Genomic DNA, 22019 nt, shown 5'->3' with positions numbered 1-22019 from the left:
AGGCCCGGCGAGTCATGCCTGGCGCCGCATAAACCCGTGCCGGCTCAATATTTCCTGCCCCTGTTCGCTCAAGATAAATGCGGCCAACCGCTGCGCTTCTTCATCCAGCAGGCATAGGCCGTAATCCGCCTCGATGTCCAGCGGCGGCGGCAACGTTCGCACCACCAACGTCGGGTAGGCCGCCAACGCCGGGGCATAGCTGGCGTAGCCGAGAAAAATGTCCGCCTGCCCGCTGGCTATCAGATACTCCGCCGCCAGTCGGCCCGCCGGTACCGGTGCGGAATCTATCCCGCCAACCAGCGGCAACGCCCGCCGGCGCAGCGCTTCCCCTTGCCCCGGCCAGGATTGTTCACAGCGTTCGAAAAGCCGCTGCGCATAATCGCCGGAGGGATCGGCTCCCGGCGTCGAGGTGGCAAGCCGCCAGCGCGGATCGCACAACACCTCAGGTAGCGGACGCTCGGTTAATGTCGGCACGTTGCGCACCGTGGCGCATAGCCGATTGTGCGCAAAAATCTGCACCGCGCCCGCGATACCGAGATCCGCCAACCTTTGCGGATGCGCCACGTTGGCCGAGGCGAACAGCTGCGGCCGCTCACCGTTCTCTATCCGTTGGCGCAATAGCCCCGCCGGGCCGAATTCCGCCGAGACCTTTTGCCCGGTGTCGCGCTGAAACGCCGACAGCAGCGGCGCAAACGCCAGCCGCAGGCTGCCGGCGGCAAACAGCAGGATATCACTCATCATGTCGCTCCAATTGGCTGCGATACAACGGCACCAGCGTCGCGTAACGGCGGCCCGCCACCGTCAACGGCACCCGTTCGATCGCCAGTTCAAACAAGGGCGACAGGGATTGCGCCGTTAACACCTCGCGGCAGGCACCGAGCTGGCTACGCCCTTCCTTGCCCAGCAGCAAAGCCCGATCGGCCACCGCATGAGCATGGTTGGGCTGATGGGTGGAGAACGCCACCGCCAACTGCTGCTCCCGCGCCAGGCGCGCCATCAGGCTCAACACCCGATCCTGGTAATGCAGATCCAGCGCCGAAGTCGGTTCATCCAAAATCAACACCTCGCAGCGCATCGCCAACGCGCGGGCGATCATCACTAATTGACGTTGACCGCCAGATAGGCTGCCGAATTCTCGCGCCGCCAGCTCTTGTAAACCCAACGTTTGCAACGCTTCTCTCGCCAGTCGATGATCTTTGGCTGACGGTGAACGGAACAGGCCGACATGGCGCGCCCGCCCCATCAATACGATATCCAGCACCCGATAGGCAAACGGCGGCGAAAAGTGCTGCGGGACAAAGCCAATCTCACCGTAGCGCTCAATCTCGCCGGATTGCGGCGTCAGGCTGCCTAACAACAGCTGCAGCAGCGTGCTCTTGCCGCGCCCATTGGGGCCCAATACCGCCAGCACTTCGCCGCGCCGCAGCTGAATGTCCAGGTGTTGGAACAGCGGTGCCTCACCCGGCCAGGCGAAGCTCACCCCCCTGGCGGCCAATAAGGTGTCAGTCATGCCAGCCTCTCACTTGCGCGCGGCGCAGCAGCAGCGCGAACAGCGGCGCGCCAATCAGCGCGGTCAGAATGCCCAGCGGGATTTCACCGCTGCTCAGCGTGCGCGCCAAATCGTCGATCAACAGCATGTACAGGGCACCCAGGCAAAGCGAAGCCGGCAGCAGACGCCGGTGATCCGGCCCCACCAGCCGCCTCGCCACGTGCGGTATCACCAGACCGACCCAACCGATGCTGCCGCTGACCGCCACTTGGGCGGCCACAATGGCGGCGCACAGCGTCAAAATCAGCCAGCGGGTACGCTCAACGTTGATGCCCAATGCACCGGCATCCTCATCGCCCAACGACAGCAGATTGATGCGCCAACGCAGCGCCAGCAGCAAACCGCCGGCCAACAGCAAAGGCACAAACAGCATCAGCAGCTTTTGCCGATCGGCGGTGGCAAAGCTGCCGAGCAGCCAGAACACGATGCTCGGCAGCTTTTCTTCGGTATCCGCCAGATATTGCATCAGGCTGACGCAGGCGGAGAAAAAGCCGCTGAGGATCACCCCCGCCAGTACCAAAGAGAGAATATTGCGCCGCGCAATGGCGCTGGTGAGAGTGAAAATCAGCAGCAGCGCCGCCATGCCGAAAACAAAAGCCGACAACAGCAGCGCCGCCAACGGCAGGCTGAGCAGGATAGCCAGCGTGCCGCCAAAGGCGGCGCCGGACGACACGCCGATAATATGCGGATCGACCAGCGGGTTGCGAAAGACGCCCTGCAAAGCCGCGCCGCACAGGGCCAGCGCCGCGCCGGCGCCCATCGCCAACAGCACCCGCGGCACGCGCACCCCGAGGATCACCTGGCGCTGAATGGCGTCGATGCCTGCATAATGCTGCCCAGTGAACGGCTCCAGCAGGATCATCAGGCTGTGCGTCATCGGCACCTGAAAGCGGCCGACGCCAAGCGAAAACAGCGCGCAGCACAGCGTTAGCAGCGCTAGCCACCCCAGCCTCATTGCCCGCTCTGGCAGCAGGTGGCGCGATAATAGCGTTGATAATAAGCGTCGACCCGTTGCTGCAGATTGATATCGGCAAAACGCTGTGGGTAAAGCTTTTTCGCCATCCACAATTCACCCAGCGCCATCGCCTCCGGCATCGGATATCCCCAGGCCTTGGCGTACTCCGGCATCAGGTAGACCCGCTTATTCTTCACCGCGTCGATCGGCTGCCACTGCGGCGCCGTCAGGATCTGTTTCACCACGTCCGGGTAACGCTCCTGCACGAAGATCACCGCCGGATCCCAGCGCAATACATCTTCGATAGAGACCTGCTTAAACCCCTGAATATCTTTCGCCGCCACATTGAGCGCACCGGCGTGCCGCATCATCAGCCCGGTATATTTACCGGCGCCGTAGGTGGTGAGATCGGGGTTGGCCATATACACCCGCACCCGCTGGTCTTCCGGCAGATCGCGCAGCCGTTCGGCGACCAACGCGCGCTGTTGAATGACGTCCTTGATCAGCGCTTCAGCCTGAGGCTGCCGCTCCATCACCTCGCCAATCAGGCGAATTCCGTCCTGCAGGCCCAACGTATAGGCCCGATCCTCATCGCTCAGCTGTGGATTCATTTTGCCCGCCTGATCGGCCGCTTCGCGACGCAGCGAGATCGCCACCACCGGAATCCCCGCCCGTTCGATCTGCGCAATCATTTCCGGCGGCGCATAGTTGGCCACGAACACCACCTGCGGATGCAGGCCGAGCAGGCTTTCGATATTCACCGAAGTCAGGTCGCCCGGCATCGGCAAGGTTGCCAACGTCGGCGCCAGCCGCAGGTAGTTTGGCCCCAGCTGCTTTTTCCAACTGCTGAGCACGCCGACCACCTGCGGCATCGCATCAAGCTGCACCAGCAGGTTCAGCGTCTGATGTTGCAGCACCACGGCACGGGTGATGTGATCGGGCAGCGTGACCTGGCGGTTGAGCTGATCGGTAACCTGGCGATCCGCCAGGGCGGCGGTGGAAAACAACGCAAGCGCCAACAGCAGGCGCGGGAGAGAGTTAAACATGGCAGTGACCGGTTGACTATCGTTATATAGCTAATGATATAGCGATGAGCATGGCGAAACAATCAGCGAGATCAAGCCTCACGCCATGAGTACAGGAAGAAAAGTGAGGGGGAACGTTGACTAAAGCAGCGCTCCGCCGTAACGCCGGCGGAGCCTGAGAGCGCAAAGAATGCGTGAAAAACGCTTATTGGCCGATAGAGGTCAGCCCCTGACGAATGCCTTCGTCAGCCTGTTGGCACCACGCCTGCAGACCCTGTGGCGCTTCCTTTTCCAACGCAACCACTTTGCCGTCGTCGTTCAGCACATTGCCTTCACGGCCCATCGCTTCACGCTTGTCGCCATCGCGGGTGTCGACACCGCCGGGAATGGCGGCCACGTAGGCCACCATTTTCTTGGCGTTGTCGATGCTGTCCGCTTTCAGGAAACCTTTATCGACGCAGTAAGACATCAGCCCGCTGGTATTACGCGTAATGTCATAGACGTTTTTCAATGCGGCAGGGTCCATCCCTTCGGCGTTAGCGGTGTTGAACAGGCCCAGGGTCGCGGCAATCACGCCGGTCAGAATAGTTTTTTTCATTGTTAACTCGTTTTAATAATGAAGTATTTAAGTTTGAATTATTCACAAAAAGAATGTGAATACCGGTACGGTATAACGACGGCCTAGATTAACACAACCCTAACGCGTTAATAACTGTGATTAAGTTAACCTCTGATAAAATAAAAACGCATGATTGGGTAATAATCCCCGGCTCTGCGCTATTTCTCTCTCGTCAGGCATTATCGTTAAAAATACGAATAATAAATAATTTCATGAAGAGATTATTTTCAACGAAAGCGTTCGTCTCCGCGCCGCGCTTTGCGAAAACCACTGGCATGGCATAGCCTGTTAGAACGCCCCATGGCACAGTGAGAGAGGGCTCACATGCAACAGGCCATCCTGCCGCCGCAATGCGACAACCAGAGCATTCTCGATATCACGATGAATTTATATCTTTATCCGGCGGTGCTTATCGCGCATCGCCTGGGTATATTTGAGTTTATCGCTGAATATCCCCGCACGTTAACAGACATTTGTTTCACAGCGCATCTGGAGAGACGACCGGCTGAAGCCTTGATGACGGCATTGCAATCTTTAAAATTAATTATCCCCATCGGCGGAAAATTGACTCTCGCACCCGAAACCGAAAGCTTTCTGCTAAAAAAGAGCCCTCATTACTTTGGTTACTATTGGGATTTACTGTATGAAAACAGTGAAACCTTCTCGTTAAAAAATATGGAGTGCGCCATTCGGAAAAACACCTCACAGGCCTATGGCGAACCAGAAGTCTTCGCCACGCACGAGTTCGATGCGGAAAAAGCGCGCCAATTCACGCGCGCCATGCACAGCCTGAGCATCGGTTCCGCTTGCGTTTGGCCGACGCGGCTTCCTTTGGCAGCGCATCGCGTGGCGTTGGATATCGGCGGCGCTTCCGGCGCACACGCCATCGGCCTGGTAACTCATTGGCCCGAGCTGATGGGTATCGTGTTCGACCTGCAGGAAATAGGCCCACTGGCGGACGACTACGCCCGGCAATACGGTTTAAGCTCGCGTATCACCAGCTGCTGCGGCGACATGTGGCAAGATCCTTATCCCGCCGCCGATCTGCATGTGTATTCCAATGTTTTCCACGACTGGAGGCCGGATAAAAACCGTTTTCTGGCGCAGAAAAGCTACGACGCGCTGCCCGTCGGCGGGAGAATAGTGATACACGAGGCGCTATTCGACGACGACGGCGGCCCGCCAACTCTCGCCGGTTACAATCTTCTGATGCTCAGTTGGACGACGCAGGGCCGCCAATACTCCGGCAGGGAAATCAGCGACCTGCTGCGCGACGTCGGCTTCACTACGCCGCAGGTGATACCGTCGCTCGGCTACTACAGCATCGTAACGGCGCAAAAACCCCAGGCTTAGCGGTTCACCGAGCGCGCCATGCGGCTGTAGGTGTGGCGCACGCCGCGGATCGCCACGCTGTAGGCGAAGATGTTTTCCGGCAGCGCCAGCCCCAGATAGCCGGTATCGCCGATATGGTGCAGATCCGCCCCGGCCATTTTGCTCATCAGCGCGATCTGCCGCACGGTCTGCACGTCGGCGCCCTCTTGTGAGGTGCCGATCGCCGTCATCGCCAGCGCGCCCTGCCGCTGGGCAAAAGCGATCAACGCCGCGACTTTCTCCTGCGACATGCCGGGAATGGTGCCCGGCGCCGGCAACAACACGATGTCCGCGCCGTTCTCCACGAACAGCGCGATATCCTGCTCGCCGATCAGCTGGCTGCCGCTTTCGCGCACAATGCCGGCGCCGTGCATCTTGCCGGTCACCAGCACCATCTCGTCGCCCACTTCGTCGCGGATCGCTTTCAGCGCGGCGGCGATCGCCTGATTGCTGACGCCGTTGTTCGGGTTGCCGGTCAGCACCACCATGCGCGCGCCGAGCTGATACAGCTTGCGCGCATTCTCGGCGGTGGCGGCGCGGCCCGCCGTCATCTGCCAGAAATCGTTATGTTCGGTGGCGAAGGCCGGATCGACGGCCTCCAGATTCACCCCGATAACCCGCCCGGTCAGCCGCTGCAGCGTGCGCAGCGCCTCCTGCGGCGGCACGTCGGCGGGCAGGCCCGCGATGTGTGGCTGATCGACGTCGAACAGGTTCAACAGCAGCAGGTCGGCGCCCTGGCTGGCCGCCAGTTCGGCGTTGGTGACGTTATTGAGCAGCGGCTGAGTGACCGCAATGGTTTCGCTGACCAGAATGCGTCCTTCACTGGCGCGGATGGCATAGAGCAGATCGGCTTTGCCGATATCGGCCAGATCGCTGGCGCTGCAGTCCAGATAACGTTTCATGAGACAGGCTCCGATGACGTTGGCGGGAATGGATGGTGCCCCTCTCCCACCGCAGTGAAAGAGGGGGAAGACTTACTTCAGCGTAAAGCTTTGCGCCTGCACGTTGTCGGAATCCAGGCCAACGAACACGTTGAATTTACCTGGCTCCGCCTCCCACTTCAGGCTGGCGTTGTAGAACTTCAGGTCTTCTTCGCTAATCGGCAGCTCAACCTGTTGCGACTGACCGGCCTTCAGCGTCACTTTCTTGAAGTTGCGCAGCTCTTTCACCGGCCGGCTGACCGAGGCGGTCACGTCCTGCAGGTACAGCTGCACCACCGTGGCGCCGTCGTACTTGCCGGTATTCTTCAGCGTGACGCTGGCAGTTAGTTTGCCGTTGCGCGCCATCGTCGGGCTGGACAATTTCAGATCCGACAGGCTGAAGGTGGTGTAGCTCAGGCCGTAACCGAACGGATACAGCGGGCCGTTAGGCGAATCGAAGTAGCGCGAGGTGTACTTACCGGGGTTCTCCTTGCCGAACGGCCGGCCGGTGTTCAGGTGGTTGTAGTACATCGGGATCTGGCCGACCGAGCGCGGGAAGGTCATCGGCAGCTTGCCCGACGGGTTGTAGTCGCCGAACAGCACATCAGCCACCGCGTTGCCGCCTTCGGTACCGCTGTACCAGGTTTCCAGCATGGCGTCCGCCTGCTCGCTCTCCCAACTCAGCGCCAGCGGCCGGCCGTTCATCAGCACCAGCACCAGCGGCTTGCCGGTGGCTTTCAACGCGGCGATCAGATCGCGCTGGCTCTGCGGAATCGTAATGTCGGCGCGGCTGGAGGCCTCATGCGCCATGCCCTGCGATTCGCCCACCACCGCCACCACCACGTCGGCCTTGTTCGCCGCCTGCACCGCTTCGTCGATCATCTGCTGCGGCGAACGGGTGTCGAACGCCACCGCCGGTTCATACTCGTTGAGATAGTCGATGATGCCTTTATCCTGCGTGACGTTGGCGCCCTTGGCGTAAAGAATGCGCGCCTTGTCGCCCACCGCCCGCTCCAGCCCTTCGCGCAGGGTGACCGACTGCTTGACCACCCCGGCAGCCGACCAGCTGCCCATCACGTCGCGCTGGCTGTCGGCCATCGGCCCGACCAGCGCAATGGTCGCCTGCTTGCTCAACGGCAGCGTCTGCTTATCGTTCTTCAGCAGCACCATCGTCTTGCGCGCCACCACCCGCGCTTCGGCGCGGTGCAGGCGGCTTTCGGCGTTGGTGTCCTGCGGATCGGAACCCACCGGCCCCAGATGCACATACGGATCCTTGAACAGCCCCATGTCATACTTGGTGTTCAGCACGTCGCGGCAGGCGCGATCGATGTCGCTTTCAGGCACCAGCCCGTCTTTCACCAGACCCGGCAGGTATTTGTCGTAAAACTCGTCGCTCATGCTCATATCGACGCCGGAGGTGATCGCCAGGCGCACCGCGTCACGCGCGTCGGCGGCCACGCCGTGTTTAATCAGCTCTTTAATTGCGCCATGGTCGCTGATGGTGATGCCTTTAAAGCCCCACTGGTCGCGCAACAGATCTTTCAGCAGCCACGGGTTAGCGGTGGCCGGCACGCCGTTCACCGAGTTGAGCGACACCATCACCCCGCCGCTGCCGGCATCCACCGCCGCTTTGTAAGGCGGCAGATAGTCCTGATGCATGCGCAGCGGGCTCATGTCGACGGTGTTGTAATCGCGGCCGCCTTCGACGGCGCCGTACAACGCAAAGTGCTTGACGCTGGCCATCACCGAACCGGGCTTGGCCGGATCGCCGTTCTGGAAACCGTCGACCATCACTTTGGCGATTTTCGATACCAGCCAGGTGTCTTCGCCGAAGCCTTCGGAGACCCTGCCCCAGCGCGGATCGCGGGTGATATCGACCATCGGCGCGAAGGTCATGTTGAGGCCGTCGTCGCTGGCCTCCTGCGCCGCCACCCGGGCACTGAGCGCAATGGCCTCCAGATCGAAGCTGGCCGCCAGCCCCAGGCTGATCGGGAACACCGTGCGCTGGCCGTGCACTACGTCATAGGCGAAGAACAGCGGAATTTTCAGGCGGCTGAGCTGCATCGCCTGATCCTGCATCACCCGGATATCCGGCCGGGTGACGGTATTGAAGATGGCGCCGATCTGCCCGTTGCGGATGCCCTCGCGGATCGCTTCTTTCGGGTTATCCGGCCCGACGCTGATCAGCCGCAGCTGGCCGATCTTCTCTTCCAGCGTCATCTGCTTCATCAAATGGGACACGAAGGCGTCGCGCTGCTGGGCGTGGATGCCCTGCGCTATCGGCGTTTCCTGCGCAAAAGCCGGGCTGAGGGCCAGACCGGACAACATACTCACCACACAAAGCCATTTCATCTTGTTTTATCTCAGGCGTGTTTCCGCCGCCAACGCCGCGGAGTTTAATCGGAGTGAAGAAACAGTTTGCCACACTCTGTTTCATCGCCAAGGGAATTCGCATCGGTAATGTTTACAAAGCATTACAGGTTATCGGCAGGTAATTCTGTAACCGGGCGCGGCTGCCGGCGGCCTCAACCGTCAGAAAATCGATAAGCTGTGTCAACGCCGGCGGCGCCACCGTGCGTTCAGGATAGACCAAATAATAGGCCGCGCCGCTGCTGACGCAGAGCGGGAACGGCGTGACGATGCGTTGCGCCTGAATATCCTCCTCCAGCAGGCACAGATCGCCGATGGCGATGCCGAACCCCTGCAGCGCGGCGCTCATCGCCAGATCGAGGGTATCGAAATGCTGAGCCTTGCCGGACGGCAGCGCATCGGCGCCCGCCGCCTTCAGCCAGCGCAGCCAGTCGCGCCGATCGCGCGTCGGGTGCAGCAGGGTTTGGTCCGTCAAATCCGCCAGCCGGGGCGTCGGCGGCAGAAACGTCGGCGTGCAGACCGGCGTGAGAATTTCATCGAACAGCAGGTGCGCGGTCAGCTTTTTACCCGGCGGCCGGCCGAACACCACCGCGGCGTCAAACTGCTCGGTACTGAAATCCAGGCCGTGCGACACCGAGGCGGTCAGCTCGATGTGCATGTCCGGCCGTTCATTCTGCAGGCGAATGATACGCGGCAACACCCAGCGCATGGCGCAGGTCGGGCATTTGATGCGCAGCGCCCCTGGCGGGGCGGCGGCCCGCGTCAGGGCTTCATCCAACTGCCCCAGCGCCTGCTGCACCGGCGCCAGCAACTGCGCGCCCTGCGGCGTCAGCGCCAGACCGCGCGCCTGGCGGCTGAACAGCGGATAGCCCAGGCGCTGCTCCAGCCCGAGGATTTGCCGGCTGACCGCCCCCTGCGTCAGGTGCAGCTGCCGGGCGGCATGGGTAAAGTTGAGGCGTTGCGCCACCACCACAAAGGTTTTCAACACGTCGAGCGACGGCAGGGATATCGGCATAGCGTGCCTCGATTAGCCATGATCTGAATGCATGGCAAGTATGACAAACTTTCCCTTGTCCGCCTACGCCGGCTGATGCTTAATCGCTCAACACTTCCCTGTTTGCCTGGAGCCCATCATGCAGAGCGCCTGCTCTTCCCGCTCGAAGCTGCCGGACGTCGGCACCACCATTTTCACCGTCATTGGCCAACTCAGCGCCGAACATCAGGCCCTCAATCTGTCGCAGGGCGCGCCCAACTTCGCCGGTGATCCGCAACTTGTCGAGGCAACGGCGCAAGCCATGCGTGCAGGTCATAACCAATACGCGCCGATGAGCGGCGTGGCGGCGTTACGTGCTGCCCTGGCGGAAAAAGCTGAACGATTGTACGGCGCGCGCTATGACGCTGACGAAGAAATCACGGTGATCGCCAGCGCCAGCGAAGGGCTGTACTCGGCGATCAGCGCGCTGGTGCACCCCGGCGACGAGGTGATCTATTTCGAACCGGCGTTCGACAGCTATGCGCCGATCGTGCGCCTGCAGGGCGCCACGCCGGTGGCGATCAAGCTTTCGCTGCAGGACTTTCGCGTCGACTGGGACGAAGTGGCCGCCGCCATCAACGGCAAAACGCGCATGATCATCGTCAACACGCCGCACAACCCGACCGGCGCGGTGTTTGACGAGCACGACATCGAACGCCTGACCGCCCTGACCCGCGACACCGACATCGTGATCCTGTCCGACGAGGTCTACGAGCACGTGGTGTTCGACGGCGATATTCACCACAGCATGGCGCGCTACCCGCAGCTGGCGGAACGCAGCGTGATCGTGTCGTCGTTCGGTAAAACCTACCACGTCACCGGCTGGCGCGTCGGCTATTGCCTGGCGCCGGCGGCGTTGATGGACGAGATCCGCAAGGTGCACCAGTTCATGGTGTTCTCCGCCGATACGCCGATGCAGCACGCCTTTGCCGCCGCGCTCGCCAACCCGCAGAGCTACCTGGGGCTGGCAGCGTTTTACCAACAAAAACGCGATCTGCTGGCCAGCGCCCTGCAGGATTCGCGCTTTGAGCTGCTGCCCAGCCGCGGCAGCTTCTTCATGCTGGCCCGCTTTAGCGGTTTCAGTCACGAAAGCGACAATGATTTCGCCGTGCGCTTGATCCGCGAAGCGAAGGTGGCGACGATCCCGCTGTCGGCGTTCTACAGCGACGGTACCGATACCGGTCTAATCCGGCTGAGTTTTTCCAAAGATAACGAGACCCTGCTGGAAGGCGCGCGCCGCCTGAGCCAGGTGTAATTTTTTGTCCGACCATGGGAAAGGGGCACTGCCTATGAAAGCTCTGAAAACGCTGTTCGCCGCCGGATGCCTGCTGGCCGCCGGCGCTTCGTCGGCGGCGGAAAACAGTCTGCGCTTCGGCGTGGAAGCACTGTATCCGCCGTTCGAATCCAAATCCGCCAGCGGCAAACTGGAAGGATTCGACATTGAACTGGGCGACGCGGTGTGCGCCGCCGCGCAGTTGCAATGCAGCTGGGTGGAAACCTCGTTCGACAGCCTGATCCCGGCGCTGCAGGCACGCAAATTCGACGCCATCAACTCGGCGATGAACGTGACCGAACAGCGGCGCCAGGCGATCGCCTTTACCGACGCCATCTATCAGGTGCCGAACCGCCTGATCGCCAAAGCGGGCAGCGGCCTGCTGCCGGACGCCAAAACGCTGGCGGGCAAACACGTGGGCGTGCTGCAAGGATCGATTCAGGAGATCTACGCCAAAACCCATTGGGCGCCGGCGGGCGTGGACGTGGTGTCGTATCAGGATCAGAATCAGGTTTATCTCGATCTGGCGGCCGGTCGGCTCGATGCCACGCTGGTAATGGCACCGTCGGGGCAAAGCGGCTTCCTGTCGCAGCCGGATGGCAAGGGCTTCGCCTTCGTCGGCGCGGCGGTGCACGACGACAAGATCCTCGGTGAAGGCATCGCCTTCGGCCTGCGCAAAGGGGATGAGGCGCTGAAGAAAAAACTGGACGCCGCCATCGCCAAAGTGAAACAGCAAGGCACGGTGGCGGCGCTGTCGAAGAAGTATTTCGGCGATATCGACGTGACGGTGAAGTGATGGACGGGGGCGGCACCGCCGCCCCCAGCGCGTTTAGCGATCGAACACTGAGCTGTTCAGCGCGCGATCCTGCTGATGACGCTCCAGCGCCAATTCGATCAGACGCGTGATCAGCGCCTGATAGCTGACGCCGCTGGCGGCCCACAGCTTGGGATACATGCTGATGTTAGTGAAGCCCGGCAGCGTGTTGATTTCGTTGATTACCACCTGGTTGTCCGGCGTCAGGAACACATCAACCCGCGCCAACCCGAAGCACTCCAGCGCGCGGAACGCGTTCAGCGCCACTTCGCGAATGTGGTCGCTCACTTCCGGCGCGATCGCCGCCGGCACCACCACCTGAGCACCCTGCTCATTGATGTATTTGGTGTCGTAGGAGTAGAAGGCGTCGCTCAGCACGATCTCGCCGCACACGCTGGCCTGCGGGTCGTCGTTGCCCAGCACCGCACACTCGATCTCGCGGCCGACGATCGCCGACTCCACCAGCACCTTGTGATCGAAACTGAAGGCCAACGCTACCGCCGCATCGAACTCGGCGCGGTTTTCCACCTTGCTGACCCCGACCGACGAGCCCTGGTTGGCCGGCTTGACGAACAGCGGCAGGCCGAGGCGCTCGCTCAGTTGTTCAAACGTAAACCCGACGCGGTTGGCGCGCGTCAGGGTGACGAACGGCGCCACCGCCAGCCCGGCGTCGCGCAGCAGGCGTTTGGTCACGTCTTTATCCATGCTGACCGCCGAGCCGAGCACCCCGGCACCGACGAACGGCATATTGGCCATGCGCAGCAGCCCCTGCAGCGAGCCGTCCTCCCCCAGTGTGCCGTGCACGATCGGGAAGATGACGTCTAGCTGGCCCAGCGCGCCGGCGCTGCCCGCTTCGATCAGCTGCTGCTTTTCCTGGCCCGGGATCAGCGCCACGTTCTTGTTCGAGCGGTTCAGCGCGATCAGCGCCGGGTTTTCGGCGTTAAGCAGGTAGTTGGAGGCGTCATTGATGTGCCACTGCCCCTGTTTGTCGATCCCCAGCAGCGTGACATCGAACTTCTCTTTGTCGATTGCATCCACAATGTTTTTGGCCGACTGCAGCGACACCTCATGCTCCGCCGATTTACCGCCAAAAATCACCCCAACACGTAGTTTAGTCACGCCTTAAATCCTTCTGAAAAATCATGGCAAAAAGTCGTTCATCACAATAAACGCATTGCCTGGCGGCGGCAATCGTTGTTGCCAGAATCTTCTTACGCCACAGAATGCCACATCGCCACCATCCTAAACGTATACACTTCATATATTGTTCATTTATGGAGACGCCGATGGGCATCGTAAAAATTTCAGACGCGCTGCATGACGATCTGCGCCTCGCCAGCCTCACCATGACGCGCTCGATCAACGCGCAGGCCGAGTACTGGATCAAGATCGGCATGCTGGCGGAGTTCCATCCGGAGCTGACCTACCCGCAACTGGTAAAAAAAATGATGAAAGATAACGCGCTGACGCTGAAGGAGATTGTCGGGTGAAACAGATTGTGATTAAAACGCCGGAAGAGATTGCCAAAATGCGCCATTCCGGCGCCCTGCTGGCTAAAGTGTTCGCTATGCTCGATGAGGTGATTGTCGAAGGCATCTCCACCATGGAGATCAACGACCGCGCCGAGGCGTTTATCGTCGAAGAATTGAAGTCGCGCCCGGCCAGCAAGGGGCAGTATGATTTCCCCTATGTGCTCAACACCTCAGTCGACGACGTGGTGTGCCACGGGGTGCCGTCGGCCAGCAAAATCCTGCGTTCCGGCATGATCGTCAACGTGGACATCACGCTGGAAAACGGCGGCTACATCGCCGACTCCAGCAAGATGTACTGCATCGGCCAGGTGACGCCGCTGGCCAAACGGCTGGTGAACAACGTTTATGAATCGATGTGGCAAGGCATTCGCGCGGTAAAACCGGGCGCCACTCTGGGGGATATCGGCCACGCCATCCAGCGGCACGCCGAACAGGCCGGCTATAGCATCGTGCGGGAATATTGCGGCCACGGCATCGGCCGCGACATGCACGAAGAGCCGGCGGTGTTGCACTACGGCCAACCCGGCAGCGGTATGGTGCTGCAGGAAGGTATGGTGTTCACCATCGAGCCGATGATCAACCAGGGCGATCGCCGCATCAAGCAGAAGAAAGACGGTTGGACGGTGGTGACGCGCGACAAAAAATTGTCGGCGCAGTGGGAGCACACCGTGGCGGTCACCGCCGACGGCGTGGAGATCCTGACGCTGCGCGACGAAGAGCGTCAGGCCGGCTATACAGAACGCTACTAAGTCAATAAGCCATTAGCTTATGAACGCAGTATGCCAGCATAGCGAACCCGACTGCACTCACGCCCTTTCTTCTGCCGAGGTTTGTCCAGAAGAAAGGGATACGCCGAACGACGCGGCCTTTACACCTGAAGGCTGCGTTGTTGATTGGGTACAGCGATCAATATGATCGAGTTTGCGATGCTGGAAAACACCAACAGTATAATCAGCATATTTACTGCGCTCACGCCAAGCATTCCCATAATCCAGATGTAGCCTGCAGAAAACGCGATCTGGCAAATCGCCAGTACGGAGCTCGCCAAGCCGGCATTTTGTTTAAACGGCTTAAGCGCCTGGCTCATTAAGACCCCAAATCCCATAGCGAAACTCACGCCAATCATGGCGAATCCAACGAGATTTAAATAGGTGCTCAGGTAGAGCGCCTGCGTAAAGAAAAATACGCAGGCACAGGTTAAAAACAACATCTGAGACAGAAAAAGAACCGTTGTTTGGCCCAACCGAGAAAGCAAGTAAGGCATTAAAAATGAAGTGATCATGCTAAAGCTTGCAAGCACAGCCATCGATATAGAGTATTGCGCGGTAGAAAACCCCATTTGGGTTATTAAAATAATTGGCGAGGTATTCACATAGGTCAAGATCGCTGTGATTGACAGGCAGGTTATGAATAAACGGCTTATAAATAATGATGAGAGCAGACTTTCACCACTGAGGTCTGTTGTTTGATGTGCGTCTTTATTCTTATGGTAGGTTTCATCAAGCCAGACTAAACAGACAAAACATGATATTCCGGCGAAAATGGCCATACCGGTGAAGAGGCTTGGCCATTTGAAATTCATTAACAGTAAATACCCCAGCACTGGGGCGATAACGGGAACAATGCAGGTAATGCCGTTAATCACGGAGAGCACTTTTGAACGCTTATCATCGTCCAGAGCATCCCTCAGAATAGCAAAAGTGACGACATAACAGAAACCGGCACCGACGCCTTGCCAAAACCGAGCAAAAAGAAACTGATCGGCCGTGATAGTCAAGGCTGCGCCATATGAAGCACAGGAAAAAATAAGCGCACCCAATAACGCAATGGGTTTTCGACCAAACCGATCGGAGACTATCCCCGCGATAATCATGGTTGATGCCATACCCGCCAAATAAATTGAAAATGCGGTATGCAGGTCGACGGCAGAAGCATTCAGATCCCTGGCAATATCAGGTAAGCCTACAAGATATAAGTCCACACCCAAAGGATAAATTAAAATTAACATAAGACAGCATGTAAGACATTTACGCATACAGAGTTCCTGACATTTCCAGAGCATAAAAATATAAATAAAACTAATTAAGAAAGAGTCACTAAACCAGAAAAGCCCAATTAAAGGCTACGCACACCTTGTCGTATCACTCCCCTGACAGCGGTGTGTTTTTTATTTTTATGATAAAAATCATAGCCATATGATCACCTGAAGTTTTTTTGATTTGTGCAAGATCCATCGCGGTAGTGAGCATGGTTTTATTTACAAGATAAATCAAGGGCTTTTTAATTACATGCAGGTATTATTGATTTGTAAATTATATCCATTACCATGGTTAAGTATGAATATAAAAAATAACTTTACATTACGTTATGTATTTGTATAATTTTTTCGTGATTTGTAATTAAAAAAATCATTTTATTTACAATTTACCGTGCTCTTAAGCGAGATAGGGATATTGTTATGCCAGGATGGATGATGGCTTTGACTGTGTGAGGGGAATTATCTGCCTCATGGCTTTTACTGCAAACCATCTTTTTTATTTTCGTCATTGAATATATAACCGGCTATCAATCTCGCATGGCAATTCAAAGTACGCATATTCAATGCAGTACAGTTTTTATAATACAGAATTTATATGGTGTTAAATAATAGTGCATAAATATTTTTATTGTTAAGTCACCTCAAAGGAGATAATGTGTGAGGCATTTATCACGGAATGTCAAATTGTCATCGTTAGGGCTAACGCTTGATTTATCTAATTTTAATCTTAAAGATATAATCACAAAAAGTAAGTTCACGATTTACAATCAAGAAATCAGTCCGTATATAGTAAAAAGCATCGCAGAAGAAAATATTCGCAAGCAGCTAGCCAATGACTACAATGTTTACTCCGAATTGTCATGGTTTTCTGAAAGACAAAAATACGGATATTTATTAATGCGTAATTGTTTTTCGACCGAAGCACTTCCCCCTACCCCATGCAATGATGAAGCACCTGATACAAGTTTATGGATTGAACCCGCGTCAACGTTAATGGCCATGCTAGGTGTTACTGGACACACCGTTTCTTCTTACCTGAATGAAATGCAAGGCCGGTTGGCGCATATGGTTATGCCTGCAAAAAACAACGAAAAGTCTTGGGTTCGCTCCACAAAGTCGTTATCTCCACATACTGAGGTCGTCAATGGCCACTGGTCGGAAATGCTGCCTGACGATACCCAAAATCAGATTATTGCTCCTGAGGTGTTTGCACTGGCGTGTTTGAGAAACCCGATTCAAGCGGCAACAACAATTTGGTCATTGGATGACATTCTTAACAATTTAAGTTATGCGACCATAGAACAACTAATGCGCCCTGAATATATCGCCAATAGCCAATCCAGTTTTGACGTTGACTCAAAAATAGAGAATGTCAGTGTTATTGGTGATATCAACGGCAGACTGGTGATTAGATACAGCAATTCTAAACTTGTCGGGATCAACGATGCTGCTAATGAAGCATTGGAAAAACTAAGAAAGCACCTGTCTGATCCTCAATATATCAACAAAGTTGTTTTGCAGCCTGGGGACATCCTCATCATCAACAACAGAATCGCCCTGCATGGGAGAGATAACCTTTCCGGTTCGGCAAATTATGACGGGAATGATCGCTGGTTGATTAGAATGTATGGTTTTTCACATAATTCGTGGAAAAAACTCAAACACCTCCCGGAAAAACAACACGTTGTTTTGGCTTGATTGATAAGGATTAATTAGAATGTTTTCACCATTAGTGGGCAGTGACAGACTTTTAGATGCAAACGGGCACCCTATTCAATTTAGAAAGGGAAAAGGATACCGAATCGAAGATACTCGCGGCAATGAGTATCTGGATTTCGTTTTAGGCATAGGCCCCGTTATATTGGGACACAGCCATCCTGGTTTTAATAAAAAATTGAGTGATGCTCTCTGTTTGGGATTGTCTTTCCCTGGGTTCGGCGAGGTACACAGCCTGCTATCCGACCTGTTTGAAAGTGTCTATGTCGGCTCCAAAGTTATCTCCTTATTTAAAACCAGCTCTGAGGCCGTAACGGCATCGTTCCGCTGCGCAATGATGGAAACCGAGCGTAAAAAGATCCTGAGGTGCGGTTTCTTGGGATGGCATGACGCCCAGCTCTATATGTCGCCGAGCTGGCATGAAGCCTTGGGCAGCGCCAAAAGAAACGATTTACGTTATGTAAAAGGCATGCGCGGTGTCACTGGTGAAGAGGCCGTTTTCAACTGGATTAATGGCGACCTGTCTGAGTTGGATAAACTGCTTCAGGAACATGGAAACGACATTGCCATATTTGCACTGGACGTGTATCAACTGGCGTTCTTCCCCGAAGAGAAGATTAAGTCTGCAATAGAAATGTGCAAGACTTATGGCATAAAAATACTGTTGGATGAAACGAAAACAGCGGGAAGAACCAACCCTGGCGGTTACTTGGCGAACCATCCAGATTTCGATCCTGATTATGTGGTATTAGGTAAGGCGATAGGAAATGGCTTGCCTCTTGCTGTTCTGATCGGGAAACCTGACAGCATTGCCATCTACCGCGAAGCGCGTATTGGTGGAACACACACCAAAGAAATACTTTCCCCCCATGCGGCCCTTGCCGTGGCGGAAATCATGAAAGAGTGCGATGGCTATAATCTGATTTCACAAGCCGGTGGAGCCATCGTGACGACGTTGAATTCCGCCTTTAAAGAAGCCGGAACCGATAATCTATTGATCGCTAAACCACTTTTCAATAACGCCCTTTTTGATCTGGTGTTTAGTCAAGAGCTGGTCAATGACGTTATGTTGAGGGGCCGCTTGAAGAGTGAGCTTATGCGGAATGGTTTGCTGATTATGGAGGGGCACAACTCCTTTGTCAGTCTGGCTCATAGTAACCTGAATCATGACGAGCTATTTTCACTGGCCCATAAAGCGGCAAAAAACTGGCTAGCCGCCATGTAGTTAACGCCTTAGTCGCTAAGCATCGGCTATTTCCCCCTGTTTAAGACATCTATTATGATGCATTTTAATGTTTTATTGGTGACATCATTTTAATTCAAAGTGAGCTTGACGCTATGAAAAATGAAATTTACAGTTTATTGAAAAACTACCAAACCGACTATGAGAAAGAGCAAGAGCACAAGCTGAATATGTTGAGTATTCTGCAAAGCCGAGATGATGTATTATTTGAAACCTCTAAACTTGGGCATTTTACGGCATCCGCCTGGGTATTAAATCATGATAAGACTAAAGTATTGCTGACACTGCATGCAAAGTTAAATCGATGGTTCCAACTGGGTGGGCACATCGAGCGCAGCGATAAAACATTTTTAGACGCCTGCCTAAGAGAGGCGCAGGAAGAAAGCGGTATCCAGAACATAGCGGCTGACGGGGCCTTTGTGATTGATATCGACATACATTCAATACCTGAAAACCCTAAAACCGCAGCCCATCTTCATTATGATATCACCCTGTGTTTGATCGCAGATAAACACGCCGAAACCGCGCTTTCCAAAGAATCGACGAAATTGGAATGGATACCCATTAGTGAAGTCAAATCCATCACCGACGATCCTGCCGTGGTACGCATGGCAGAAAAAACCATGCTGTTATCTTAGCCAATCGGTATATTTTGGGGCGTCAGGCCCCTTTTTCGCCTTTCGTGGTATTTCTCAAGTGCCTTTTCGAGGGCACTTTTACGGGCCGCGTTACCACTAACTAATTGATATGGAATGGAATAGTGAACAAATTGGAATTCAGCGGTTTATTACAAAAAGTTAAAGAGATCGCCTTGTCCTCCTTCTCAATAATTGAAGGCAAAAAAAATGAAGTGACGTTTTTTGAAAAGAAGGATTTCAGCATTGTCAGTGAGGCCGATTTTGAAACTGAGGCGTATATAAGGGAGAGACTACAGGCATTAACCCCTGATATCCCCGTTTATGGCGAGGAGTTAGGCTGTGAGATTGCCAATGACTGTCAGTTATATTGGCTGATAGATCCCATAGACGGCACGACCTGGTATAAGTTAGGCATCCCGGTATATGGCTCTCTCATTGCTTTAGTCAAAGAAGGAGAGCCGGTGATTGGCACCATAGGTTTACCTGCAATCAATACCTTAGTGTATGCCGGTAAAAATGAAGGGTGCTTTATCCATACGGGTGACAATAGTGTCAGGAGATTGTTCACTGATGCGGATCGGGCCGAAGCGATACGGGTAGAACAAGCGACAATAACGGCATCAGGCATCCATGGCACCTCGACATGGCTTGAGAACGGCGACACCCCCTGGAATCTCATTGCTGTGCTAGAAAGTGCGAAACTGTTTAAGTTCTCAGGGGATTGTATCCAGCATGTATCCGTATTCAATGGTTCGTCGGATGCGGCGATTGATACGATAATGAAACCTTGGGACAGTGCGGCCATCATTATTTGTGCCAGAGAAGCCGGCTTCACCGTTATGGATCTCAATGGCAACCAGCAAGGAATATTAACAAGCGGTAATTTGTTAACGGCCAAAAATGCACATTTGGCCAAAGATCTCATTAATCTGTTACAGGCTTGAGCAGCAGGTTCCCCGCAGAACCCCGATTTTGCGCACGCCCTGCGGGGATCCCACCCAGGAACGATATCGCCGCTCTCCTACGCCAAACTAACGTTGCTGATAAGCAATCTGACCGCCGACCAAAAGTAAAAACGCTTCCCCTGAAGCGCCGCCATTGACATATTATTGCCATACGCCACTTCGGCGCCGTAGCTAAAACAGCGGAGATGACAGGGAGACAGGCAGCATGCAGTCAGGCAATCAGGCATTTCTCAACCAGCTTAAAGACATCGTCGGCGGCCCGCAGCTGTTGACCGGCGATCGCAACACCGAACGGTATCGCAAGGGCTTCCGCTCCGGCGAAGGCCAGGCGCTGGCGGTGGTGTTTCCCACCAGCCTGCTGCAGCTGTGGCGCATTCTGCAGGCCAGCGTGGCCGCCGACAAAATCGTCATCATGCAGGCCGCCAACACCGGCCTGACCGAAGGTTCAACCCCCAGCGGCAACGACTATGATCGCGATATCGTCATCGTCAGCACCCTGCGCCTCGATCATATTCAGGTGCTGGATAACGGTAAGCAGGTGGTTGGTTTTCCCGGCAGCACCCTGCATCACCTCGAAAAATTGCTCAAGCCTTACGGCCGCGAGCCGCATTCGGTGATCGGCTCCTCCTGTATCGGCGCGTCGGTGATCGGCGGCGTGTGCAACAACTCCGGCGGCTCGCTGGTGAAACGCGGCCCGGCCTATACCGAAATGGCGCTGTACGCTCAGCTGGGTGAAGACGGCCAGCTGCGCCTGGTGAACCATCTGGGCATTCGCCTCGGCGACACGCCTGAAGAGATCCTCACCCGGCTGGAAAAAGGCGATTACCGCCCGGAGGACGTCGAATTCGGCGAGCTGCGCGCCTCGGATAACGAGTACGCCAGCCGGGTGCGCGACGTCGACGCCGACACCCCTTCCCGCTTCAACGCCGATAAACGCCGTCTGTACGAGGCCTCCGGCTGCGCCGGCAAGCTGGCGGTGTTCGCGGTGCGGCTCGACACCTTCGAGAAGGAAGGCAAAGAGCAGGTGTTCTATATCGGCACCAACGACACCGCGGTGCTGACCGAACTGCGCCGCCACATGCTGAGCCGGTTCGACAACCTGCCGGTAGCCGGTGAATACATGCACCGCGATATCTTCGACATCGCCGAGGTCTACGGCAAAGACACCTTTATGATGATCGACAAGCTCGGCACCGATCAGATGCCGCGCTTCTTCACCCTGAAAGGCCGCATGGACGCCAGCCTCAACAAGCTGCCGCTGCTGCCGCACAACCTGACCGATCGGCTGATGCAGGGCCTGAGCCATCTGGCGCCGAGCCACCTGCCGAAACGCATGAAAGAATACCGCGAACGTTTCGAGCATCACCTGCTGCTGAAGATGGCCGGCCCCGGCGTAGACGAAGCGCAGCGCTACCTGACCGAGTACTTCACCCAGGCCGAGGGCGCTTTCTTCGCCTGCACGCCTGACGAGGGCAAAAAGGCCTTCCTGCACCGCTTCGCCGCCGCCGGCGCCGCCGTGCGCTACCATGCGGTACACGCCGACAAGGTGGAGGATATTCTGGCGCTGGACATCGCCCTGCGCCGTAACGACACCGACTGGTTCGAAACGTTGCCGCCGGAGATCGATAGCCAACTGGTGCACAAGCTGTATTACGGCCACTTTATGTGCCACGTGTTCCACCAGGATTACGTGGTGAAAAAAGGCGTCGACAGCCACGCGCTGAAAGAAAAGATGCTCGAAATCCTCAACCGGCGCGGCGCCGAATATCCGGCGGAGCATAACGTCGGCCATCTCTACCACGCCAAACCGGATCTGCAGGCGTTCTACCGCACCGCCGATCCGACCAACAGCTTCAACCCCGGCATCGGCAAAACCAGCAAACGCAAGGGCTGGGCCGAAGGCCCCCGCTAAACGGCGTACCCCGGCCTGCCGCCGCACCCGGCGCGGGCCTTCGATA

The 22019-nt window shown here is 56.3% G+C and carries 20 protein-coding genes; 10 read left to right on the top strand and 10 right to left on the bottom strand.

Annotated features, from left to right (window positions below; genetic code table 11):
* Positions 1–12 precede the first annotated feature (12 nt).
* The 5 genes from GKN89_RS07965 to GKN89_RS07945 form a co-directional block, all read right to left on the bottom strand.
* A complete protein-coding gene (locus GKN89_RS07965) occupies positions 13–738 on the bottom strand; it encodes a substrate-binding domain-containing protein (RefSeq protein WP_154746739.1) in 726 nt (241 codons plus the stop codon).
* Entirely contained in the window at positions 731–1510 is a 780-nt protein-coding gene (locus tag GKN89_RS07960; RefSeq protein ID WP_063918967.1) for an ABC transporter ATP-binding protein, read from the bottom strand. Before GKN89_RS07960 ends, GKN89_RS07965 begins: the two co-directional genes overlap by 8 nt.
* On the bottom strand, positions 1503–2504 hold the full coding sequence (locus GKN89_RS07955) for an iron ABC transporter permease (RefSeq protein WP_019453927.1): 1002 nt from the start codon (positions 2502–2504) through the stop codon (positions 1503–1505). Before GKN89_RS07955 ends, GKN89_RS07960 begins: the two co-directional genes overlap by 8 nt.
* On the bottom strand, positions 2501–3550 hold the full coding sequence (locus GKN89_RS07950; protein WP_154746738.1) for an ABC transporter substrate-binding protein: 1050 nt from the start codon (positions 3548–3550) through the stop codon (positions 2501–2503). The genes GKN89_RS07955 and GKN89_RS07950 overlap by 4 nt, the downstream gene beginning before the upstream one ends.
* Before the next feature lie 184 nt (positions 3551–3734).
* The gene (locus tag GKN89_RS07945; RefSeq protein ID WP_019453929.1) at positions 3735–4127 is read right to left on the bottom strand and encodes a hypothetical protein; all 393 of its coding nucleotides are present in this window, start codon (positions 4125–4127) and stop codon (positions 3735–3737) included.
* A 345-nt stretch (positions 4128–4472) separates the two neighbouring features.
* On the opposite strand from GKN89_RS07945, the gene GKN89_RS07940 reads away from it, so the two are divergent.
* Entirely contained in the window at positions 4473–5501 is a 1029-nt protein-coding gene (locus GKN89_RS07940) for a methyltransferase (RefSeq protein ID WP_019453930.1), read from the top strand.
* Here the strand turns inward: GKN89_RS07940 and GKN89_RS07935 are convergent.
* The 3 genes from GKN89_RS07935 to GKN89_RS07925 form a co-directional block, all read right to left on the bottom strand.
* Positions 5498–6421, bottom strand: coding sequence for a PEP phosphonomutase (locus GKN89_RS07935; RefSeq protein WP_019453931.1), 924 nt, complete (start codon positions 6419–6421; stop codon positions 5498–5500). The genes GKN89_RS07940 and GKN89_RS07935 overlap by 4 nt on opposite strands.
* A gap of 72 nt (positions 6422–6493) precedes the next feature.
* Complete coding sequence (bglX, locus tag GKN89_RS07930; RefSeq protein ID WP_154746737.1) at positions 6494–8791, bottom strand: beta-glucosidase BglX; 2298 nt, start codon at positions 8789–8791, stop codon at positions 6494–6496.
* A gap of 112 nt (positions 8792–8903) precedes the next feature.
* The gene (locus tag GKN89_RS07925) at positions 8904–9824 is read right to left on the bottom strand and encodes a LysR substrate-binding domain-containing protein (RefSeq protein WP_074054796.1); all 921 of its coding nucleotides are present in this window, start codon (positions 9822–9824) and stop codon (positions 8904–8906) included.
* A 118-nt stretch (positions 9825–9942) separates the two neighbouring features.
* Here GKN89_RS07925 and GKN89_RS07920 point away from each other — a divergent pair, with 118 nt between their 5' ends.
* Together GKN89_RS07920 and GKN89_RS07915 are read left to right on the top strand one after the other, a co-directional pair.
* Positions 9943–11097, top strand: coding sequence for a pyridoxal phosphate-dependent aminotransferase (locus GKN89_RS07920; protein WP_074054797.1), 1155 nt, complete (start codon positions 9943–9945; stop codon positions 11095–11097).
* 34 nt (positions 11098–11131) lie between these two features.
* Positions 11132–11911 (top strand): ABC transporter substrate-binding protein, encoded by a 780-nt coding sequence (locus tag GKN89_RS07915; protein WP_019453935.1) that lies wholly within the window; start codon positions 11132–11134, stop codon positions 11909–11911.
* Positions 11912–11944: 33 nt separating this feature from the next.
* Here GKN89_RS07915 and ddlA read toward each other — a convergent pair whose 3' ends face one another.
* Positions 11945–13048, bottom strand: a complete 1104-nt coding sequence (ddlA, locus tag GKN89_RS07910) for a D-alanine--D-alanine ligase (RefSeq protein ID WP_370520179.1) — start codon at positions 13046–13048, stop codon at positions 11945–11947.
* 167 nt (positions 13049–13215) lie between these two features.
* Here ddlA and GKN89_RS07905 point away from each other — a divergent pair, with 167 nt between their 5' ends.
* A complete protein-coding gene (locus GKN89_RS07905; protein ID WP_006324220.1) occupies positions 13216–13419 on the top strand; it encodes a ParD-like family protein in 204 nt (67 codons plus the stop codon).
* Entirely contained in the window at positions 13416–14210 is a 795-nt protein-coding gene (map, locus tag GKN89_RS07900) for a type I methionyl aminopeptidase (protein WP_198635649.1), read from the top strand. The genes GKN89_RS07905 and map overlap by 4 nt, the downstream gene beginning before the upstream one ends.
* A 119-nt stretch (positions 14211–14329) precedes the next feature.
* Here map and GKN89_RS07895 read toward each other — a convergent pair whose 3' ends face one another.
* Positions 14330–15496 carry an MdtL family multidrug efflux MFS transporter gene (locus GKN89_RS07895; RefSeq protein WP_154746736.1) on the bottom strand — a complete coding sequence of 389 codons (1167 nt, stop codon included), beginning with the start codon at positions 15494–15496 and terminating at the stop codon, positions 14330–14332.
* Between the two features lie 687 nt (positions 15497–16183).
* On the opposite strand from GKN89_RS07895, the gene GKN89_RS07890 reads away from it, so the two are divergent.
* The 5 genes from GKN89_RS07890 to dld all read left to right on the top strand — a co-directional run bounded on the left by GKN89_RS07890 (position 16184) and on the right by dld (position 21973).
* Positions 16184–17197, top strand: coding sequence for a TauD/TfdA family dioxygenase (locus GKN89_RS07890; RefSeq protein ID WP_154746735.1), 1014 nt, complete (start codon positions 16184–16186; stop codon positions 17195–17197).
* Positions 17198–17216: 19 nt separating this feature from the next.
* Positions 17217–18440, top strand: a complete 1224-nt coding sequence (locus GKN89_RS07885; protein ID WP_154746734.1) for an aminotransferase class III-fold pyridoxal phosphate-dependent enzyme — start codon at positions 17217–17219, stop codon at positions 18438–18440.
* Positions 18441–18553: 113 nt separating this feature from the next.
* The gene (locus GKN89_RS07880) at positions 18554–19096 is read left to right on the top strand and encodes an NUDIX hydrolase (RefSeq protein ID WP_154746733.1); all 543 of its coding nucleotides are present in this window, start codon (positions 18554–18556) and stop codon (positions 19094–19096) included.
* A 122-nt stretch (positions 19097–19218) separates the two neighbouring features.
* Positions 19219–20040 carry an inositol monophosphatase family protein gene (locus tag GKN89_RS07875; protein ID WP_195934001.1) on the top strand — a complete coding sequence of 274 codons (822 nt, stop codon included), beginning with the start codon at positions 19219–19221 and terminating at the stop codon, positions 20038–20040.
* 226 nt (positions 20041–20266) lie between these two features.
* On the top strand, positions 20267–21973 hold the full coding sequence (gene dld / locus GKN89_RS07870; RefSeq protein WP_154746731.1) for a D-lactate dehydrogenase: 1707 nt from the start codon (positions 20267–20269) through the stop codon (positions 21971–21973).
* The last annotated feature ends 46 nt before the right edge of the window (positions 21974–22019 follow it).

The sequence above is a fragment of the Serratia sp. YC16 genome (assembly GCF_009707615.1).
Classification (GTDB): domain Bacteria; phylum Pseudomonadota; class Gammaproteobacteria; order Enterobacterales; family Enterobacteriaceae; genus Serratia; species Serratia surfactantfaciens.
Note: the sequence above shows the minus strand (reverse complement) of the source record. Positions and strands in the feature narration are given on the sequence as shown.

What these genes read in the sequence shown, in the direction of transcription:
- GKN89_RS07965 (WP_154746739.1), bottom strand. Translation starts at nt 738, where the DNA reads ATGAGTGATATCCTGCTGTTTGCCGCCGGCAGCCTGCGGCTGGCGTTT.
- GKN89_RS07960 (WP_063918967.1), bottom strand. Translation starts at nt 1,510, where the DNA reads ATGACTGACACCTTATTGGCCGCCAGGGGGGTGAGCTTCGCCTGGCCG.
- GKN89_RS07955 (WP_019453927.1), bottom strand. Translation starts at nt 2,504, where the DNA reads ATGAGGCTGGGGTGGCTAGCGCTGCTAACGCTGTGCTGCGCGCTGTTT.
- GKN89_RS07950 (WP_154746738.1), bottom strand. Translation starts at nt 3,550, where the DNA reads ATGTTTAACTCTCTCCCGCGCCTGCTGTTGGCGCTTGCGTTGTTTTCC.
- GKN89_RS07945 (WP_019453929.1), bottom strand. Translation starts at nt 4,127, where the DNA reads ATGAAAAAAACTATTCTGACCGGCGTGATTGCCGCGACCCTGGGCCTG.
- GKN89_RS07940 (WP_019453930.1), top strand. Translation starts at nt 4,473, where the DNA reads ATGCAACAGGCCATCCTGCCGCCGCAATGCGACAACCAGAGCATTCTC.
- GKN89_RS07935 (WP_019453931.1), bottom strand. Translation starts at nt 6,421, where the DNA reads ATGAAACGTTATCTGGACTGCAGCGCCAGCGATCTGGCCGATATCGGC.
- bglX (WP_154746737.1), bottom strand. Translation starts at nt 8,791, where the DNA reads ATGAAATGGCTTTGTGTGGTGAGTATGTTGTCCGGTCTGGCCCTCAGC.
- GKN89_RS07925 (WP_074054796.1), bottom strand. Translation starts at nt 9,824, where the DNA reads ATGCCGATATCCCTGCCGTCGCTCGACGTGTTGAAAACCTTTGTGGTG.
- GKN89_RS07920 (WP_074054797.1), top strand. Translation starts at nt 9,943, where the DNA reads ATGCAGAGCGCCTGCTCTTCCCGCTCGAAGCTGCCGGACGTCGGCACC.
- GKN89_RS07915 (WP_019453935.1), top strand. Translation starts at nt 11,132, where the DNA reads ATGAAAGCTCTGAAAACGCTGTTCGCCGCCGGATGCCTGCTGGCCGCC.
- GKN89_RS07905 (WP_006324220.1), top strand. Translation starts at nt 13,216, where the DNA reads ATGGGCATCGTAAAAATTTCAGACGCGCTGCATGACGATCTGCGCCTC.
- GKN89_RS07895 (WP_154746736.1), bottom strand. Translation starts at nt 15,496, where the DNA reads ATGCGTAAATGTCTTACATGCTGTCTTATGTTAATTTTAATTTATCCT.
- GKN89_RS07885 (WP_154746734.1), top strand. Translation starts at nt 17,217, where the DNA reads ATGTTTTCACCATTAGTGGGCAGTGACAGACTTTTAGATGCAAACGGG.
- GKN89_RS07880 (WP_154746733.1), top strand. Translation starts at nt 18,554, where the DNA reads ATGAAAAATGAAATTTACAGTTTATTGAAAAACTACCAAACCGACTAT.
- dld (WP_154746731.1), top strand. Translation starts at nt 20,267, where the DNA reads ATGCAGTCAGGCAATCAGGCATTTCTCAACCAGCTTAAAGACATCGTC.